General features: G+C 71.4%; 16 protein-coding genes. 7 read left to right on the top strand and 9 right to left on the bottom strand.

Going from position 1 to position 15387, the window contains the following annotated elements; all coding sequences use genetic code 11:
- Nucleotides 1-6 precede the first annotated feature (6 nt).
- Nucleotides 7-423 (top strand): ArsR/SmtB family transcription factor, encoded by a 417-nt coding sequence (locus BGM09_RS29605; protein WP_188284787.1) that lies wholly within the window; start codon nt 7-9, stop codon nt 421-423.
- Between the two features lie 26 nt (nt 424-449).
- Here the strand turns inward: BGM09_RS29605 and BGM09_RS29600 are convergent, their stop codons facing one another.
- From BGM09_RS29600 to BGM09_RS29580, 5 genes are all read right to left on the bottom strand, one after another.
- Nucleotides 450-1853: a nitrate/sulfonate/bicarbonate ABC transporter ATP-binding protein gene (locus tag BGM09_RS29600; RefSeq protein WP_188284786.1), complete on the bottom strand. Its 1404-nt coding sequence runs from the start codon at nt 1851-1853 to the stop codon at nt 450-452.
- 43 nt (nt 1854-1896) lie between these two features.
- On the bottom strand, nt 1897-3675 hold the full coding sequence (locus BGM09_RS29595; protein WP_188284785.1) for an ABC transporter permease subunit: 1779 nt from the start codon (nt 3673-3675) through the stop codon (nt 1897-1899).
- A gap of 447 nt (nt 3676-4122) precedes the next feature.
- Nucleotides 4123-4554 (bottom strand): VOC family protein, encoded by a 432-nt coding sequence (locus tag BGM09_RS29590; RefSeq protein ID WP_188284784.1) that lies wholly within the window; start codon nt 4552-4554, stop codon nt 4123-4125.
- Between the two features lie 78 nt (nt 4555-4632).
- Nucleotides 4633-5658 (bottom strand): hypothetical protein, encoded by a 1026-nt coding sequence (locus tag BGM09_RS29585; protein ID WP_188284783.1) that lies wholly within the window; start codon nt 5656-5658, stop codon nt 4633-4635.
- A gap of 184 nt (nt 5659-5842) precedes the next feature.
- Nucleotides 5843-7360 (bottom strand): MFS transporter, encoded by a 1518-nt coding sequence (locus tag BGM09_RS29580; protein WP_188284782.1) that lies wholly within the window; start codon nt 7358-7360, stop codon nt 5843-5845.
- A 258-nt stretch (nt 7361-7618) separates the two neighbouring features.
- Here BGM09_RS29580 and BGM09_RS29575 point away from each other — a divergent pair, with 258 nt between their 5' ends.
- Nucleotides 7619-8320: a TetR/AcrR family transcriptional regulator gene (locus BGM09_RS29575; RefSeq protein ID WP_188284781.1), complete on the top strand. Its 702-nt coding sequence runs from the start codon at nt 7619-7621 to the stop codon at nt 8318-8320.
- A 105-nt stretch (nt 8321-8425) separates the two neighbouring features.
- Entirely contained in the window at nt 8426-9316 is an 891-nt protein-coding gene (locus BGM09_RS38090) for a cysteine/serine endopeptidase inhibitor (RefSeq protein ID WP_223187796.1), read from the top strand.
- Between the two features lie 85 nt (nt 9317-9401).
- Here the strand turns inward: BGM09_RS38090 and BGM09_RS29565 are convergent, their stop codons facing one another.
- Nucleotides 9402-9602 (bottom strand): DUF397 domain-containing protein, encoded by a 201-nt coding sequence (locus BGM09_RS29565; RefSeq protein ID WP_188284780.1) that lies wholly within the window; start codon nt 9600-9602, stop codon nt 9402-9404.
- Nucleotides 9603-9625: 23 nt separating this feature from the next.
- Nucleotides 9626-10468, bottom strand: coding sequence for a helix-turn-helix domain-containing protein (locus BGM09_RS29560; protein ID WP_223187777.1), 843 nt, complete (start codon nt 10466-10468; stop codon nt 9626-9628).
- A 219-nt stretch (nt 10469-10687) separates the two neighbouring features.
- Here BGM09_RS29560 and BGM09_RS29555 point away from each other — a divergent pair, with 219 nt between their 5' ends.
- The 4 genes from BGM09_RS29555 (at nt 10688) to BGM09_RS29540 (ending at nt 13769) form a co-directional block, all read left to right on the top strand.
- The gene (locus BGM09_RS29555; RefSeq protein WP_188284779.1) at nt 10688-11224 is read left to right on the top strand and encodes an ATP-binding protein; all 537 of its coding nucleotides are present in this window, start codon (nt 10688-10690) and stop codon (nt 11222-11224) included.
- 29 nt (nt 11225-11253) lie between these two features.
- Complete coding sequence (locus BGM09_RS29550; protein WP_188284778.1) at nt 11254-11487, top strand: hypothetical protein; 234 nt, start codon at nt 11254-11256, stop codon at nt 11485-11487.
- A 259-nt stretch (nt 11488-11746) separates the two neighbouring features.
- Entirely contained in the window at nt 11747-12946 is a 1200-nt protein-coding gene (gene tgmC, locus BGM09_RS29545) for an ATP-grasp peptide maturase system methyltransferase (protein ID WP_188284777.1), read from the top strand.
- 250 nt (nt 12947-13196) lie between these two features.
- A complete protein-coding gene (locus BGM09_RS29540) occupies nt 13197-13769 on the top strand; it encodes a 3'-5' exonuclease (protein ID WP_188284776.1) in 573 nt (190 codons plus the stop codon).
- On the opposite strand, the gene BGM09_RS29535 is transcribed toward BGM09_RS29540, so the two are convergent.
- Both BGM09_RS29535 and BGM09_RS29530 read right to left on the bottom strand, forming a co-directional pair.
- Nucleotides 13753-14859 carry a winged helix DNA-binding domain-containing protein gene (locus BGM09_RS29535; protein ID WP_188284775.1) on the bottom strand — a complete coding sequence of 369 codons (1107 nt, stop codon included), beginning with the start codon at nt 14857-14859 and terminating at the stop codon, nt 13753-13755. The genes BGM09_RS29540 and BGM09_RS29535 overlap by 17 nt on opposite strands.
- Complete coding sequence (locus tag BGM09_RS29530) at nt 14856-15275, bottom strand: VOC family protein (protein ID WP_188284774.1); 420 nt, start codon at nt 15273-15275, stop codon at nt 14856-14858. The genes BGM09_RS29535 and BGM09_RS29530 overlap by 4 nt, the downstream gene beginning before the upstream one ends.
- Between the last annotated feature and the right edge of the window lie 112 nt (nt 15276-15387).

Raw genomic sequence — 15387 nt, 5'->3', positions numbered from 1 at the left:
ATTTGCATGGGTACGCAAGTGAGAGCTTGGGACGCTGCTGGGGCCGAGCGGGCCGTGGCGGTGTTGAAGGCGGTGGCGGATCCGTCGCGGTACCGGCTGCTGTGGGCTTTGAGCGGGCAGGAGTTGCCGGTGAGCGCGCTCGCGGAGCTGCTGGGGGCGCATGTGGCGGCGACGTCGCAGCATTTGGCGCGGCTGCGGGCGGCGGGGCTGGTCACGTCGCGGCGGGAGGGGACCCGTATGTACTACCGCGCGGCGGGCGGGCATGTGCGCGGGCTGCTGGAGGAGGCGACGCTGGCGGCGGAGGACGCCGGTGCGGGGCCGGGGTCCGGCGGCGGGAGCGGACAGGACGAGGCCGCTCCCGTACGCCAGGAGCAGCGGCAGCCCGCGCGGGCCCGGCGCACCCGCCCCGCGACGGGCCAGTAGTCCGGAAAGCCGCGCCCCCAGGCCCCCTACTCCGTGTCGAGCCGGTACTCCTGTCGCTCCGCGTCGTACGCGTAGAGCTCCGCGTACCGGCCCCAGTCCGTGGCGACGTCGAGCTGTCGGGTGACCTGTTCGCTGGTGAAGTGGTGGGCGAGGACGTCGCGGAAGAAGCCCGCGCGGAGGGCGCCGTCCGGGTTCTGGCGGAGACTGGTGGTGATGAGGCGGACGAGCGGGGCGCCGGCGACGACGGCCTCGGCGAAGAGCGTCTTGGACTCCTGGACGTCGGCCCCGGCGAAGGCGGCGCCGACGTCGGTGAGCAGCAGGTCGTCGCCGCTGACGGTGGCGAAGCCGAGCAGGTCGAGGGCGTCGACGATCGGCAGGACGTCGTCGATCTCCAGGCCGAGGTCGTCGGCGAGATCGGCGAGGTCGCATGCGCCGCCCCGGTGGGCGACCATCTCCGCCATGCCGGACAGGCCGTCCACGCTGGAGGGCGGCAGCGGCGTGTTGGCGGCGGTCCGCTTGTCGAGTTCCACGCCCTCGGGGCGGCCGACGCCCTCCGCGCGCCCCGGCAGCCGGGTCTCCTTCGCGCGGCCGGTCATCGTCCGGTAGACGCGGTCGATCAGGTCCTCGAAAGCGGCGGCGTTACGGTCCCGGGGCCGGTCGAGGCCGACCTCGAACGTCTCGCGGATCGTTCCGTAGGGGCGCGAGCCCAGCACGACGATCCGGTCGGCCATCAGGACGGCCTCCTCGATGTTGTGCGTGACCAGCACGATCGCGCGGGTCGGGAACTGCCCCGACTCCCACAGCTCCATCAGCTCGCCGCGCAGATTCTCGGCGGTCAGCACGTCCAGCGCGGAGAACGGCTCGTCCATCATCAGCACGTCCGGCTCCACGACCAACGCCCTTGCGAAGCCGACGCGTTGGCGCATGCCGCCGGACAGCTCCTTTGGATACGCGGTCTCGAAGCCGTCGAGGCCGATGAGGTCGATGGCCTGGACGGCGGCGTCGGCGCGTTGCGCGGCCGGAACTCCCCTGGCTTCCAGGCCGAGTTCGACGTTCTCCTGGACCGTCAGCCACGGCAGCAGCGCGAACGTCTGGAAGACCATGGCCGTACCGGGGTTGGCGCCGGTCAGCGGCTCGCCCCGGTAGGTGACGGCGCCCGAGCTGGGCGGGATCAGCCCGGCCAGGCAGCGCAGCAGCGTCGACTTGCCGGACCCGGACTTGCCGAGCAGCGCGACGACTTCGCCCGCCTTGACCTGGAGGTCGATGCCGCCCAGGACCGGCAGCTCGCGGTCGGCCCCGGCGTAGGACTTCGTCAACTCCCGCGCTTCAACGAGGACTTGGCCGTCGGCGGCGCGCGGGTACCGCCTGCCAGCGGTGGTGCTCGCGGAGTGGCGGGCGGCGCGCAGATTGCGCCACGAGTCGAGAACCATGACGGCCTCCTGAGGATGTGAGCGGGGCTGAAGCGGGGTGTGTTCAGAGGGAGTAGCGGGTCTCGGCCAGCCGTTGCATACGGCGCCACACCAGCCGGTTGAGGCCGACGACGTACACGCTCATCACGGCCACCCCGGCCAGCAGATGCGGGAAGTCGCCGCTCGCCGTGGCCTTGGCGATGTACGCGCCGAGGCCGGTGGCGGTGAGCGTCGTACCGCCGAAGGTGACGACCTCGGCGACGATCGAGGCGTTCCAGGCGCCGCCGGACGCGGTGATACCGCCGGTCACGTACGACGGGAAGATGCCGGGAATGATGAGGCGGCGCCAGCGCTGCCAACCGCGTACGCCCAGGTCGTCCATGGCCTCGCGCAGGTCGGTGGGGATGGACATGGCACCGGCGATGGCGTTGAAGAGGATGTACCACTGGGCGCCGAGGGCCATCAGCAGGATGCCGCCGACGTTGATGGACAGACCGGTCTTGAGGAAGAACCAAACGGCCAGCGGGAAGAGGAAGTTGGCGGGGAAGCTGGCCAGCACCTGGACAACCGGCTGGGCGATCCGGGTCAGCTTCGGCGAGAGCCCGACGCGTACGCCGACCGGCACCCACACCACCGTCGCGACGACCACCAGGACCACGACCCGGGCGAGGGTGGCCAGACCCAGCAGCAGCGGCTCGCCGAACACCCCGAGTCCCGTACGGGCGCGCAGATATCCGGCGAGATCGTACAGGCCCCAGCCGATCAGCCCGCTCGCGGCGAGGGTGAAGACGATGTCGCCGGTACGCCGCCGGGCCGGATCGACGGCGAGCGGGCGGTCGTCGACGCCGAAGACGCGGCCCGCGCGGTTGACGGCCCGGCCGAGCGGGCGCAGCGCGCGGCCCAGCAGGCGGGGCCAGTTGGAGCGGCGCAGGAAGTCCAGCACGATCGAGCGCTGCACCTCGGTGGCCTCGAACTGCTCGTTCTTGAACTTCTCCGCCCACGCGGTCAGGGGCCGCCAGAACAGGAAGTTCACGCCGATGACCATGACCGCCATCGTGGCGATGGCCCAGCCGACCCGGCCGAGATCGCCGTCCGCGATGGCCGCTCCCGCGTACGAACCGACCCCCGGCAGCGCGTAGTTCTTGTTGTTGACGCTGATCGCCTCGGACGCCACGAGGAAGAACCAGCCGCCGCCGAAACTCATCATTCCGTTCCAGACCAGGCTGATGGCGCCCGACGGCAGCTCCACGTTCCAGAACCGCATCCAGCGCGTGAAGCCGAACGACCGTGACAGCTCGTCCAGTTCGCGCGGCAGCGAGATGAGGGAGTGGTAGAAGCCGAACGTCATGTTCCACGCCTGCGAGGTGAAGATCGCGAAGATCGACGCGCACTCCAGGCCGAGGAGGCTGCCGGGGAACAGCGCGATGAAGCCGGTCACGGCGACCGTCAGGAAGCCCAGCACGGGGACCGACTGGAGAATGTCCAGCGCCGGGATCAGGATGCGCTCCAGCCGCCGGCTCTTGGCGGCGGCGTACGCGTACCCGAAGGTGAAGACCGTGGACGCCGCCAGCGCGATGAACATCCGCAGCAGGCTGCGCGCCGCGTCGTACGGCAGCCGGGCCGGATCGGTGTCCACCGTCACGGAGCGGTTCGGGCTGAACGACACCGTCGTCCCCTGGCCCACGCGCAGCGCGAGGTACAGCAGCACCAGTACGGCCGCCGCCACCACCAGATCCACCCACGACATCCGGCCCGGCAGCCGCGTCGCGCGCCGCAGCGGCCCCGGGGGCGTTCGGGGTGCGCGGCTCACACTCTTGTCCGTCTTGTCCGTGCGGAACGACATCACAGTGACCTCCGCCCACACTGTGCGCACGCCACCGCACCCGTACCGCGCCGGACATGCCGACAGCCGGTTTCGCGGTACGGAGCGGGGGTGCTCGCGGGTGCGGGCAGGCAGAAGGGGGGTCGCCGGGGGCGGCCGGGGAGGGGATACGGGGTACGGGGGTACGCGGTACGCGCCAGGCACATGGGGATACGGGCCGGGCGTACGGGCCTGGCGTGCGGGCGTACGGGCCGGGCGTGCGCGCGTACGGCTCAGGCGATCCGGGCTACGCGGCGGCCCGGAGGCAGCGCGGACTAGGAGGGTCTGCACCCATGAGCTGCCTCCTTCCACGACACATTCCGCCCCCGTGGCGCCGTGACGGCTCCGCCGGGGTCCGACCCGAGAAGTGTGCCGCTTATTGCGTCGATACGCAAATAGCAGCTTCCGGCGCGGGTCCCCACGGGCGGGTCAGTCGAGGCAGAACTCGTTGCCCTCGATGTCCTGCATCGCGATGCACGAGTCGCTGCCGCCGTCGTACAGCAGCCGTACGCGGACCGCGCCGAGCGGGATCAGCCGCGCGCATTCCGCCTCCAGCGCGGCCAGCCGCTCCTCCCCCGCCAGACCGGTGCCCACCCGCACGTCGAGGTGCACCCGGTTCTTGACGGCCTTCCCCTCGGGAACCCGCTGGAAATACAACCGCGGCCCCGCCCCCGAGGGATCCACACACGCGAACCACGACCCCCGCTCCTCCGGAGCCTGCGCGGCGTCGTACTCCCCCCACGTCCCGAACCCCTCCGGCGGCGCCGGCACCACATACCCCAGCACCTCGCACCAGAACCGAGCGACCCGCTCGGGCTCCGCGCAGTCAAAGGTCACCTGGATCTGCCGAATCGCCGCCATCACCCCACCCTAGTGCCGCCCCGCCCGGCCCCCCACGTGCGGGACGAGGCCGGTCGGGGCCGGGGGGACGGGGCGAGGTCAGCCGGTGGCTTTCCAGTGGGTGTACGCGGTGAGCATCTGGAAGGTGCGGGTGGGGCAGTAGAAGGAGCCGGCGGGGGAGTCGTAGTGGGTGTCGGCGTTGGCGGTGGAGGCGGGGGACCACGTGCCGTTGGTGCGGACGGCGATGTTGGCGGACTCGAACGTGAGGTTGGCCATGTCGGTGCAGGAGGACGCCTGCCCGGAGGCGCCGACGGTGGAGTAGAGCTCTTCGATGTCCCAGCCGTCGGTGCGGCCGGACTGGTTGGTGCCGGACTGGGCGAAGAGGGTGTCCCACCGGCCGGTCGAGTAGTTGTAGAGGTCCGCGGACCAGGTGTTGGAGGCGGCGGAGGTCTTCACGACGCGGCCGGTGTAGGCCCCGGTGCCGCCGGTGTAGGTGGTGAGGAAGGAGCTGTTGATGGTGACGGAGGCGGCGAAGTTGACGCTGCGGCACCAGTCCCAGGCGGAGACCGAGCGGACCGTCCGCGTGTAGACGGTGACGAGTTCGACGCAGGAGCCGCCCGCCGGGTACATCGTCGGGGTGTAGATGGTGGTGCCGCTGTCGTGCACCGTGAGCTGGGTCGAGACGGACTGGGTGGCGCACGAACCGTCCGAGCCGGACAGCGACTTGAACGCCGTGCCCTGCGCCGGGTGGATGTCGAGCAGCGGCCGTACGACGGTGCCCGTGGCCGTGCCCGTGGCCGTGGCCGTGGCCGTGGCCGTGCCCGTGGCGGCCGTGTCGCCGAGCGGGCCCTTGGCCGCGATCCCGGACGGCGTCCCGTACTGCGAACGGTGCTGCTGCGTCAGGGAGTTGAGCTGACGGTGGACCTCAGCCGCGGACAGCGCTCCGCTGACGGTACGGCCGGAGACCGCCGCAGAGCCGCAGGCGGGAGCGGCGGCGGCAACGGCAACGGCGGACGGAGAGGGGGACGAAGGGGCCGCCGCGGCCGTTCCCAGGCCGCAGCCCAGGGCCAGCGCCGCCGCGGTCACGAAAACGGTCGCCGTCGATTTCGGCTTCAGACTGCTCACGAGGCTTCTCGGACTTCTCACTCTGATGCGATCCTCTCGGAGGGCCGGGTGGTGCATGGGGCTCGCGTTACGCATGAGGTCATGCCCATGACAACCTGGCCGGACCCGAAAGAGCCGTCTTCGGCCGGTAGTTGACCGTACGGTGGCGGGAAAGAGCCCGCCCCCGTACGGCCGCACCCGCCCCTCAGTCCCCCGCCGGCACCAAGTCCCGCTCCACGGACGGGGCTTCACGCCCCGGCGCCCCGGTCCGCCGCAGCACGGTCAGGGCGACGGCTACCGCCGCGACCAGCAGCGCGGCGCCCAGCGTCAGCCCGAACCCGTAACCGTCGCAAAGCGCACCGAGCGTCGCGCGTCCGCCCGTGCGGTGCTGCGCGGCGGTGCCCAGTGCGGCGAGGCCGAGGGAGGCGCCGATCTGGCGGGAGCTGTTGAGCAGGCCGGAGGCGGTGCCGGTCTCGTGGGGCGCGACGCCCGCCGTGGCGGTGGAGACGACCGGGCCGAGGCAGAGTCCGAAGCCGACGCTGGCGACGATCGAGGGGCCGAGGATGTCGGCGGCGAAGGACCCGTCGGCGCTGATCATGCCGAACCAGCCGAGCCCGACGGCCGTCAGGATGCCGCCGGTGACGAGCAGGGTGCGCGGCGGGAAGCGGTAGCCCAGCTTGATGGCGAGCACGGAGCCGCCGATCAGGCCGAAGGTGAAGGGCAGGAACATGGCGCCGGTCAGCGCGGGCCCCTTGCCGAGGATGTCCTGGAGGTAGAGGGACACGAAGTAGAAGGACGGGGTCATCGCGGCGCCGACCAGGAGGTTGAACGCGTTCGCGCCGGAGACCGAGCGGTTGGCGAACAGGCCGAGCCGGATGAGGGGTTCGCGGACCGTGGTCCGCTCGACGTAGAGGAAGGCGGCCAGCAGGACGACGGCGACGGCGAGCGTCGAGAGGGTGGCGGCCGAGGTCCAGCCGTGCCGGTCGGTGCGGACGACGCCGAAGACCAGGAGCGTCATGCCCGCGGTGGCGAGTACGGCGCCGAGTACGTCGGGGCGGCCGGCGCGCGCGTTGGGCGCGGTCGCGGTGACCCCGCGCCAGGCAAGTGCCAGCGCACACGCGGCCATTGGCACGTTGACCAGCATGACCCAGCGCCAACTCGCGTACTGCGTCAGGACACCGCCGATCACGACGCCGAAGGCGCCGCCCGCCGCGTTGACCGCGCTCCAGATGCCGAACGCCTTTACGCGCGCCCGGCCTTCGGGGAACGTCCCGGTCAGCAGCGCCAGCGCGGCGGGGGCGAGTGCGGCGGCGCCGATGCCCTGGATCGTGCGGGCGGCGACGAGTTGGGCGGGGCTCTGGGCGAGGCCGCCGCCGAGGGAGGCCAGGCCGAACAGGGCGAGCCCGAGCAGCAGCACCCGCTTGCGGCCGTAGCGGTCGGCCGCCTTGCCGCCGAGCAGGAGCAGGCCGCCGTACGTGAGGGCGTACGCGTGGATCACCCAGGTCAGGCCGACCGGGCCGAAGCCGAGGCCGGACGCGATCTGGGGCAGTCCGACGTTCACGACGGACACGTCGAGCGACACCATGAACTGGACGACGGCGACGACCGCGAGGGTCAGCCCCGGGCGGACGGCCGCCGGGACCCCGCTCGGCGGGGCTGTCGGGGGCGCCGGGGTGTCCGGGCCCCCCGGTTCGATCGGGCTGCTGCTCGGACTCTTCCTCATCCTCATCCTCTTCCGCATCGCGGACTCCCCGTTCTCGGCGGCGGCGCGCGCCGCCTCTCTCTGCCGCCCCCGACTTTAGGAACGTGTTCCGAAAGTAGCACCGGATGCGCCGGATGGGAATCGGGAGGGGGTGGACCGGGGGCGGACGGGCGTACGCGGGCCGGGAGCGGGCGGGCGTACGCGGGCCGCGCAGGTCACGGCGGGCCGCGTACGCGGCAGGGGCGCGGTCCGTGGGCGGCGGCGCGGCATGATGGGCCCATGCCCCCACCCACGCCCGCCGCACGGCGAGGCCGCACCGGCCGCCCGCCCGTGACCTCCCGCGCGGAAATCCTCACGGCGACCCGCCGGCTCATCGACCGCGACGGCTGGGAGAAGCTGACGATCCGGCGGCTGGCCGCCGAGCTGGGCATCGGCGCGACGACGCTCTACCACCACATCCGGGACAAGGAAGACCTCCTCGTCCAGCTGCTCGAACACCACATCAGCCAGCTCGAACGCCCCGAACTCCCCCGCGACCCGCGCGACCGCATCGTGGCGTCGGCCACCGCGATGCACGACGCGCTCGCCGCCTGGCCGTGGGCGGCGGAGGTGCTGACCACGGACGGTTTCGTCGGGCTGCTCGACGAATCGGCGCTGTGGATGGTCGAGGGCATCGTGTCAGGGGCGGACGAACACGGCTGTACGCAGGAGCAGTCCGTGCATGTCTTCCGCAGCGTCTGGTACTACACGGTCGGCGAGATCCTGGTGCGCGCGCACTCCGTACGGTGGCCGAGCGGCGGCGAACCTCCCGTGTTCCGCGAGACGTTCGACGCGGAGAAGGTGCCGCATCTGGCGGCCGTCAGCGGCCGGTGGCACGAACTGGCCATACGGGACACGTATCGCGACGGGCTGCGGACGTTCGTGGACGGGTTGCTGGCCGGGGGCGCGCCGGGCGACGGCGTCCTGAACCGTTCGGTGTGACGGCACACCGCCACCACACGACCCCTTGTTCGCGTACTGTCAGCGGCGCACCGCCCAGCTCGTCTGCCCCCCACTGAACAGACGTAGAGGAGAGGTACCGTGCGCATGCCGCGACGCACCCGACGCACCCGACGCAGCCGACGTATCGCCCGCTGGACAGGCGCCCTCGCCGCCGCCTCGGCGCTCGTCCTTCTCACCAACGGCCCCGCGTCGGCCGCCGTGCCGGTCGGGCAGCCGATGAGCGGGTCGATGACGTACTACAACGACGTCGGGTACGGCGCGTGCGGGACGCAGATCGACGCGTCCACGCAGTATCTGGTCGCGGTGTCGTACCAGTGGTGGACCTCGGCCAACCCCAACAACGACCCTCTGTGCAGCGGGATTTCGGTCCAGGTCACGTACAACGGCAAGACGCTCACGGTGCCGGTGGCCGACAAGTGCCCGACGTGCGACGCGACGCACATCGACCTGAGCCAGCCCGCCTTCGCGGAGTTCGCACCGCTCGGCACGGGTGTCGTCACCGGCATCACCTGGCAGTTCGTCTCCTCGAACGGCACTCCCCCGCCGCTCGCCGCGCCCACCGGCCTGCACGCGACCGCAACCACCGGCACCTCGGTCGCCCTGTCCTGGACCGGCGTCTCCGGCGCGGCCTCGTACACCGTCTACCGCGGCGGCTCCCAGGTCGGCACCACCGGCGGCACGTCCTTCACCGACACCGGCCTCACCGCGGGCACCGCCTACACCTACACGGTCGCCGCCGCCACCGCCTCCGGCACCCTCAGCCCCACCTCAACTCCCGTCTCCGCCACCACGACCGGCGGCGGCACCGGCAACCCCGGCGGCTGCCCCACCCCCTGGAACCCCGCCACCTCCTACGTCCCCGGCAACGTCGTCTCCTACAGCGGCCACAAATTCACGTCCACGTACTACTCCACGAACGCCGCCCCCACCGACCCCGCCTCCTGGGCCGTCTGGACCGACAACGGCCCCTGCTGACCCGGCTGCGCCGGGCTGTACGGCCCCAACACGCGAGGCCCCGACCACCGTTGCTGGCAGTCGGGGCCTCGCCCGCTTTCCGGCTCTACCGGTCGAACTCGCCGTCCTGGACGCCCCGCGTGAAGGCCGACCACTCGCCGGGGGTGAAGAGGAGTGCCGGGCCGGTGGGGTCTTTGCTGTCGCGCATGGCAACGGCGTTCGGGACGAACGCCACCTCGACGCATTCGCCGTTGCCCACGCTGGCGGTGGACTTGCGCCACCGGGCACGAGTGAGGTCTGTGGTCATGACCGCTCCATCCAGTTCACGGTTCACAGTTCTGCCACGAGTTTCTTGATGAGGGCCTGGCTCTCGGCCGCGCTCATGGCGCAGGCCCGCAGATTGTCGAAGATGACTCCGTAGCGGTGGGCGGTGCCTTCGCGGTCCGGAAAGGGATCGCTGTCACCTTCGACGTAGATCACGTCGGGGTCGGCAGGGTGCTCGTATCGGAGGATGAGGAACGGGCCTGTCCGAGTGCCCGGGTAGGCCCCGGCGGAGAACGGGATCACCTGGATGATGACGTTCCGCCGGGTGCTCAGCTCCAGGAGTCTTTGAAGTTGGGCCTTCATGACCTCTTCGCCCCCGACCAGACGTCGAAGCGCGGCTTCGTCCAGAACCGCGCGTACCTGCATCGGGTCCGGCCGGGTGAGCAAACCTTGCCGCTGCATCCGGACCTCAAGCTGCTGTTCCAACGCCTCGATCGGGGGATCGGTCAGGGTCTCCCGATTGATCGCTTCGGCGTACGCCTCCGTCTGGAGCAGGCCGGGGATGACGTGCTGGTACGTCAGCAACGTCTTCGCCTCCGCCTCAAGACCGATGTACGTCGAGTACGGGATGTCGCTGTAGAGCTGCCACCAACCCTTGCGCCTCGCCTCGCGGTTGAGTTTGGCCAGCTCGTCGCGGCGCTCCTGGTCGTGGACGTCGTACAAGTCCAGCAGTTTGGCCATATCGGCCGGTGTCACCGGGCTGCGCCCCAACTCCACGCGTGACAGCTTCGAGTTGGACCACTTCAGCCGCTTCGCGGCTTCGTCCCCCTTGAGTCCAGCACGCTCCCGGAGAGCGCGAAACTCCAGGCCAAGCCGCCTGCGCCGCACCACGGGGCTGGTTGTCGTCATGCGGACCAGTGTCGCCACAATCCGTCGCCGTAGCAACTGTCCGTGGGATTGCATGAGTCGATGCTATTGCGAAGTAGCGCGCTAGTAGCGCACACTCATGGAAAGAACGTAACAGCCGACCCCGGACGTTGGGGGCTTGATCGTGCCGAACCATCCACCCGTGTCAGCCACGCGCCTGGCGCACCACCCGCCCGTCACCAGCGGCCAGGTGGTGCGACCGTGACCACCGAACCGCCGCTGTGGATCAGCCGTCTGGAATTACCGCTCGAACCCGCCGCCGTCCATGCGGCGCGGGCGCACACGCGCCGCACCTTGAGTGCGTGGGAGGTGAAGGACGACGTCATCGATGACGCGGAGCTGATCGTCTCGGAGTTGGCGACCAACTCCGTCCAGCACGTCAGGTCGCCCGAAGGCGGCGGCAGCCACTTCGTACTGACGTTGTGCCGTCTGCCGACGACACTGCGGATCTGCCTGGCCGACGAGGACCCCCGGCCGCCGGTCGTGCGGGAACCGACCGATGACGGCACGGGCGGGCGCGGCCTCTTCCTCGTGAGCGAGTTGAGCGACGGCTGGGGCTACCGCTTCCCGCGCCCCGAGGAGGGTGAGGGCAAGGCCGTCCTGGCCGAACTTCGCCTCGCGCAAAGGCCCCCTGGTGCGGCGGAAAACGGCTGGGACGCAGGACCCGTACCGCCGATACCGGCCGCCGACCCGTTCGCGCGGGTCCGCGCCATGAGCGGCCCGCTCGTCCACACCTGACCGTTGACCGGCTCCGAGAGGCCCACGCCATGACGCACCCCACCATCGACAACCACGCCCTGAACGAGGGCCAGGCCGCCGCCGACGACTTGGCCACCGCACTCGGCCTGGCCGGTATCAAACTGCCGTCCCTCCAAGGCGACTTCCCGGCGGCGGGCCACAAGCCCCATGTGCAACTGGGCGGCGCCTCCGCCGAGACGGTCCGCCTGCTGGCGGAGTGGATTCGGGTACGGGCGGCCGAGCACGCCACGGAACCCGATTAGCCCCGCAACCGGCCGGCCCGGTCGCCACACCATGCGACCTCGGCCGGATCACGCGGGCGACGAAAACCGCACAGCTACCTGGCCTCGTTCGGCCTGGCCTTCGGCTGTTTCGACTTCGCCCTCACCGGAGACGAACGCCTGCCGGAATCCTGGACGGCCATCGAGTGCAACCCGAACGGGCAGTGGGGCTGGCTGCCCGAAGCCCCGGCCATCACCGAGGCGTTCGCCGACATCCTGAGCGGAAAGGAGGCGGCGCCCCATGACCTTGCCCGCCGACCTTGAGACTGACGCGGCCCGCCTGCGCGAGGCCATGACGAAGGCCCTCGCCACGGATGGCGTTCTCGCCGATCCAACGTGGCGCCAAGCGGTCGAGACGGTGCCACGTCACCGGTTCGTGCCCGGCTTCTACCTGCCCGCCGACGAGCGCGACGGGCAGGGGATGACGGTGTGGGAGCCGGTCACCGCGGAACTCGACTACGGCCGGTGGCTGGCCGCCGCGTACTCCGACACCACGCTGATCACGCAGTTCGACGGCGACGAAGTGGACTGGAAGAGCAAGGGCGTTCGGCACGGCGGGGCCCCGACCTCATCGTCCACACTGCCGTCGCTCGTGCTGCGGATGTGGGCGGACGCAGAGGTCGCCGAGGGGCACACCGTGCTGGAGATCGGCACCGGGGCCGGCTACTCCACCGCGCTGGCGTGTGAACGCCTCGGTTCCGCCAACCTCACCAGCATCGAGGTGGACCCGCATCGCCTGGAGACATCGGCGAACGCACTGTTCGGCCTGGGCTATACCCCCACGCTCGCGGTCGCCGACGGGCTCTACGGGTACTGGCCCGAGGCGCCCTTCGACCGGATCGTCGCCGCGTGCTCCTTCCGCGCCGTCCCTCCGGCGCTCATCTCCCAGACCAGGCCCGGCGGGAAGATCCTGCTGACCCTCAGCGGCTGGCTCTACGGATACGCTCGCGTCTTGCTGACCGTCGAGGGCGACGGCACCGCCGGAGGCCAACTGCTCAGCGGCACCGTCTCCTTCATGTCCGCGCGGACACACGCCGCCCCCGCGTTCGGGAACCCCTCCCACTGGGCCGCGGGCCTCCCCGAGAGCGGCCACAAGGCGAAGTACAGCCCTCAGCGGATCACCGCAGCCACCGAGGAAGCCTTCCACCTGCGGTTCCTCGCCCAAAGCGCTGTACCGGACGCACAGATGACCACGGTCGGCGAGGTCATTCATCTGATCGACGTCGTCACCGGATCAGCGGCTACCCTCACCCCGGGCGACGGCGCATGGCAAGTGAGACAAGGCGGCCCGGTCAAGCTGTGGGACCGCGTTGAGGCGGTCCTGAGTGCCTACGACGCGGCGAGTCGTCCGGGCCCTGAGACGTTTCGGCTGGACGTAGACGACGCCGGGCAGCACCTGCGCCACCCCCAGATGCCCAGCCTTCCGCTGCCGAAGCCCTGAGCGGGGCCGGAACCGGGCGACGACGTCCGGCAGATCCAATCCGCCGCGCACCAGGAGCGATTCGACGATGTGCGGCGCGTCCCCCACCGCTGAACCCACCACGGCGCCGGCCGCGCGCTCACGACGATCCATACCGTCAGCGTAGGAGACGGCCGGGAACGGGAAGAGGCGGGAGCCGCACGTTTTCGAGAGGTCGGTCCTGGCGGACAAATCGTTCGGCGTACGGCGGCCGTCTGCCTATGCTCGGCGGATGGAGTGGGGCGGGGAGTTGCTGAATGTCGTGGATGTCGAGGCGACGTGCTGGGACGGGGAGCCGCCGCCGGGGGCGGTGAGCGAGATCGTCGAGATCGGGCTGACCGTGGTGGACCTGGCGGCCGGGGAGCGGGTGGCGCGGCACCGGTGGGTGGTGCGGCCTGCGCGGTCACGGGTGAGCGCGTTCTGCACGGAGTTGACGGGGCTGACGCAGACGAAGGTGGACCTCGGGGTGTCGTTCGCCGACGCCTGTGGGGAGTTGGCGCGGGAGCACCTGGCGGGGGCGCGGGTATGGGCGAGTTGGGGGGACTACGACCGGCACCAGTTCACGCGGCAGTGCCGGGCGACGCGGGTCACGTACCCCTTCGGAAGGTCGCATGTGAACGCGAAGGCGGTGTTCACGCGGGCGTACGGGCTGCGCAAGCGGCCGGGGATGGCGGAGGCGCTGCGCGTGGCCGGGCTGCCGCTCGAAGGGCGGCACCACCGGGGTGAGGACGACGCCTGGAACATCGCCGCCCTCGTCCTCGACCTCGCGCGCGCCGACGCCTGGCCGTCTAGGACGCCGTCCTGACCCGGTCGCTCGCCCCGTCCGTGAGGAAGGACGCCAGGGCCCGGCCCTCGTCCATGACCGCGTCGCGCTCCGCCCGCCGCAGCGGCCTCAACGGGGTGACGGTGACGCCCTCCGCCTCCACCGTCCACGTGGCGGCGACACGGCCGTCGACCAGGACGACGCGCTGGCCCGCGACGGACAGGCCGCGGTGGGCGTCGTCCACGATCCTGGTTCGGTCGGCGTAGCCGAGAAGGGCGTTGTCGAAGGCGGGCAGGAAGCGTACGGGCGCGGGCGTGCCGGGGTCGGGGCGCGGGGCGTCGGGGAGGTCGAGCAGTTCACGGCCCAAGGTGTCGCGGAAGGCGACGAGTTGGGGCCGTACGGCGGCGACCGCGGCGGGGAGTCCCGCGAGGCCGGACCAGGCGCGCAGGTCGGCGGTGGCCGCGGGGCCGTACGCGGCGAGGTAGCGGCGTACGAGCGCCTGTCCGACGAGGTCTTCCGCCGCGTCGTCGGACAGGCGCTCGGGCGGCGGGTCGATGTCGCGGCCCAGCCAGGACGACAGCAGGACATTGCGGACACCCGCCTTCGTACGCCACAGGCCGCGCGGGGGCCGCTGCGCCATCGGCAGGAGCGCGGCGACGAGGAGTTCGCCGAGGGCGCGCCGGGGCGGTGCGGGCCAGCGGTCGGACAGCGCCGCGACGATCTCGGCCATCGTGCGGGCCTCGCCGTCGGCCATGACGGCGCGGCCCGCCGCCGCCAAGTCGGCCAGGTCGATCCCGGCCAGCTCGTCGCGGTACGTGCCCAGGACGCGCTGCCGCAGCATCGGATCGTGGCGGGCCCGCCAGGCGAGGGCGTCCTCGGCGGTGACGAGATGGACGGTGCGGCGCATCAGATGGGTGCGCACCACCTCGCGGCCGGTCAACAGGCCGTCCAGAAAGGCGGGTTGGAAGCCGCGCAGCCGTGACCAGAGGCCGGTGAACGGCTCCTGCGGTTCCTGCGCCTGGACGCCGCCGAGGTGCGCGACGGCCTCCAGGGCGGGCAAGTCCGAACGCTCCAGCAGGAGTTGGCGGGCCAGGGTCGCCCGGTTCAGGGCGCGGGCGTCGAGCGGGGTCACGGTGCGACGGCCGCGACGTCCAGCACCCACACGACCCCGAAGCGGTCGGTGAGCATGCCGTACAGCGGCGCCCACTGCGCGGGCGCGAGCGGCTGCACGACCGTCGAGCCGTCCGCCAGCTTCTCCCAGAGCGCGGTGATCTCCTCGGCGCTGTCGCAGCGCACCGAGACGAAGAAGGCGTTACGGCCCTGGTCCCAGGGCAGGTGCGACGGGACGTCGTACGCCATGACGTGGAAGCCGTCGTCGGACACGACCTCGCCCCACATGATCCAGTCGGCCTCGCTTCCGGCCGGTACGGCACCGGCGTCCTTGTACGTGACGGCGGTGAGGCGTCCGCCGAAGACGGACCGGTAGAAGTCGAGCGCCGCGCGGGCGTCGCCCCGGAAATTCAGGTGGGTGGCGGTCGTGACGGACATGGACGGCTCCTTGCGCTGTCGGGGGTCGAACCTTCGTGACCTGCGTGTTTCTCGGCCTGCGACCCACCCTCGCACCCGTACAGGACAGTTTCTGTCCGCTACTCGGGAGAGA

Origin of the sequence: Streptomyces sp. CBMA29 (genome assembly GCF_014596445.1) — a bacterium.
Lineage (GTDB): Bacteria > Actinomycetota > Actinomycetes > Streptomycetales > Streptomycetaceae > Actinacidiphila.
Note: the sequence above shows the minus strand (reverse complement) of the source record. Positions and strands in the feature narration are given on the sequence as shown.

Coding starts and splice junctions, on each gene's coding strand:
- BGM09_RS29575 (WP_188284781.1), top strand. CDS start 7,619: ATGCCCCCACCCACGCCCGCCGCACGGCGAGGCCGCACCGGCCGCCCG.
- BGM09_RS29530 (WP_188284774.1), bottom strand. CDS start 15,275: ATGTCCGTCACGACCGCCACCCACCTGAATTTCCGGGGCGACGCCCGC.
- BGM09_RS29595 (WP_188284785.1), bottom strand. CDS start 3,675: ATGTCGTTCCGCACGGACAAGACGGACAAGAGTGTGAGCCGCGCACCC.
- BGM09_RS29565 (WP_188284780.1), bottom strand. CDS start 9,602: ATGACCACAGACCTCACTCGTGCCCGGTGGCGCAAGTCCACCGCCAGC.
- BGM09_RS29540 (WP_188284776.1), top strand. CDS start 13,197: ATGGAGTGGGGCGGGGAGTTGCTGAATGTCGTGGATGTCGAGGCGACG.
- BGM09_RS29600 (WP_188284786.1), bottom strand. CDS start 1,853: ATGGTTCTCGACTCGTGGCGCAATCTGCGCGCCGCCCGCCACTCCGCG.
- BGM09_RS29605 (WP_188284787.1), top strand. CDS start 7: ATGGGTACGCAAGTGAGAGCTTGGGACGCTGCTGGGGCCGAGCGGGCC.
- BGM09_RS29560 (WP_223187777.1), bottom strand. CDS start 10,468: ATGACGACAACCAGCCCCGTGGTGCGGCGCAGGCGGCTTGGCCTGGAG.
- tgmC (WP_188284777.1), top strand. CDS start 11,747: ATGACCTTGCCCGCCGACCTTGAGACTGACGCGGCCCGCCTGCGCGAG.
- BGM09_RS29590 (WP_188284784.1), bottom strand. CDS start 4,554: ATGGCGGCGATTCGGCAGATCCAGGTGACCTTTGACTGCGCGGAGCCC.
- BGM09_RS29580 (WP_188284782.1), bottom strand. CDS start 7,360: ATGAGGAAGAGTCCGAGCAGCAGCCCGATCGAACCGGGGGGCCCGGAC.
- BGM09_RS29550 (WP_188284778.1), top strand. CDS start 11,254: ATGACGCACCCCACCATCGACAACCACGCCCTGAACGAGGGCCAGGCC.
- BGM09_RS38090 (WP_223187796.1), top strand. CDS start 8,426: ATGCCGCGACGCACCCGACGCACCCGACGCAGCCGACGTATCGCCCGC.